Below are 1,485 nucleotides of genomic sequence, written 5' to 3' on the forward strand. Positions count from 1 at the left end.
GGCGTCAGGCAGCGCTGGCAGGTCAGCGGCACGGTCGCTTCGGCTTCCAGATGGAGCCAGGGCACGGCCTTGCCATCGGCGCCCGGGCGCTCTTCGCCGGTCGCCGTCCAGCGGACCACGGCGTCGGGCGCCGGGGCCGCCAGTTCGGCGGCAAGGCGCACATAGTTGGGCACCGGGTCGGTGGCGCCGAGGGTGGCGGCAGCGGCGGCAAAGCCGGCCACGTCGAGCCGTTGGGGAACAAATTCTCTCTTCATCCACGCCAGTCTAGCGCGCCGGCCGCTTCACCGCCCCAACGGCATGCCTGAGGGTTTTGCGCGGCTCCCGCACAATCTGGCCCATGCAACGCCCCTTGATCCTCGCCTCGACCTCGCGCTACCGGCGCGAACTGCTGAACCGCCTGCACCTGCCCTTCGATGTACAGCCGCCTGAAGTCGACGAAACGGCGCTGGACGGTGAAACGCCGCGCGAGCTGGCCGAGCGGCTGGCGCTCGAAAAGGCGCGCGCCGTGGCCGCCCGCTTTCCCGAAGCCGTGGTCATCGGCTCGGACCAGGTGGCCGAGTTGGCGGGCGAGGCGCTCGGCAAGCCCGGCGACCACGCGCGCGCCACGGCCCAGCTGCGCCGGATGCGCGGCCAGACGCTGGTGTTCCAGACCGCGGTGGCTGTCGTCTGCGAGGCCACCGGTTTCGTCCAGCGCGACCTGGCGCCGGTGCGGGTGGTGTTCCGCGAACTCAGCGACGCGGCCATCGAGCAGTACCTGCAAGCCGAGCAGCCCTACGACTGCGCAGGCAGCGCCAAGAGCGAAGGCCTCGGCATCGCCCTGCTGAGCGCGATCGACAGCGACGACCCGACGGCCCTCGTCGGCCTGCCCTTGATCCGCACCTGCCGGATGCTGCGCGCCGCGGGGGTCGAACTCCTGTGACGCCCGGCAAGCTCTACCTCGTTCCCGCGCCGCTCGACTTCGGCTGCGACACCCAGGCGCCGCTGCAGGACGCCCTGCCCCTGGGCACGATCCAGACCGCCGCCGGGATCACCCACTGGATCTGCGAGAACGCCAAGTCGGCCCGCGCCTACCTGAAGCGGATCGATGCCGTCGCGCCGCTGGCGGCGCCGCTGCAGGCGCAGGACATCCGCGAACTGCCGCGCGAGGTGCACAAGAAGGGCGACCATGCCGGCCAGTTCGACGCCCGGCCGCTGCTGACCGCCGCGCTCGAAGGCCACGACATCGGCCTGCTGAGCGAGGCCGGCATGCCGGCGGTGGCCGATCCCGGCTCCTCGGTGGCGCGCGCCGCGCACGACCTGGGCATTGCCGTGGTGCCGCTCACCGGCCCCGTCTCGCTGCTGCTGGCACTGGCCGCAAGCGGCCTCAACGGGCAGAACTTCGCCTTCGTCGGCTACCTGCCGCAGGACGCCGGCGAGCGCCAGGTGCGCATCCGCGAGCTCGAGGCGCTGGCGCTCAAGACAGGCCAGACGCAGCTGTTCATCGAG

Annotated in this window: 2 protein-coding genes and 1 pseudogene; 2 read left to right on the plus strand and 1 reads right to left on the minus strand. The window is 72.1% G+C overall.

The window, feature by feature from the left end:
• Positions 1-254, minus strand: a pseudogene (locus tag AC1DOC_RS33315) (YceD family protein); the annotation flags it as partial.
• Positions 255-337: 83 nt separating this feature from the next.
• Here AC1DOC_RS33315 and AC1DOC_RS33320 point away from each other — a divergent pair.
• Both AC1DOC_RS33320 and AC1DOC_RS33325 read left to right on the plus strand, forming a co-directional pair.
• Positions 338-919 (plus strand): Maf family protein, encoded by a 582-nt coding sequence (locus tag AC1DOC_RS33320; RefSeq protein WP_018903247.1) that lies wholly within the window; start codon positions 338-340, stop codon positions 917-919.
• Positions 916-1,485, plus strand: a 570-nt coding sequence (locus AC1DOC_RS33325) for an SAM-dependent methyltransferase (protein ID WP_478131529.1), incomplete at its 3' end; no start/stop codon positions are given. The genes AC1DOC_RS33320 and AC1DOC_RS33325, both read left to right, overlap by 4 nt.

The organism is Variovorax sp. 01T439_2 (assembly GCF_056398445.1).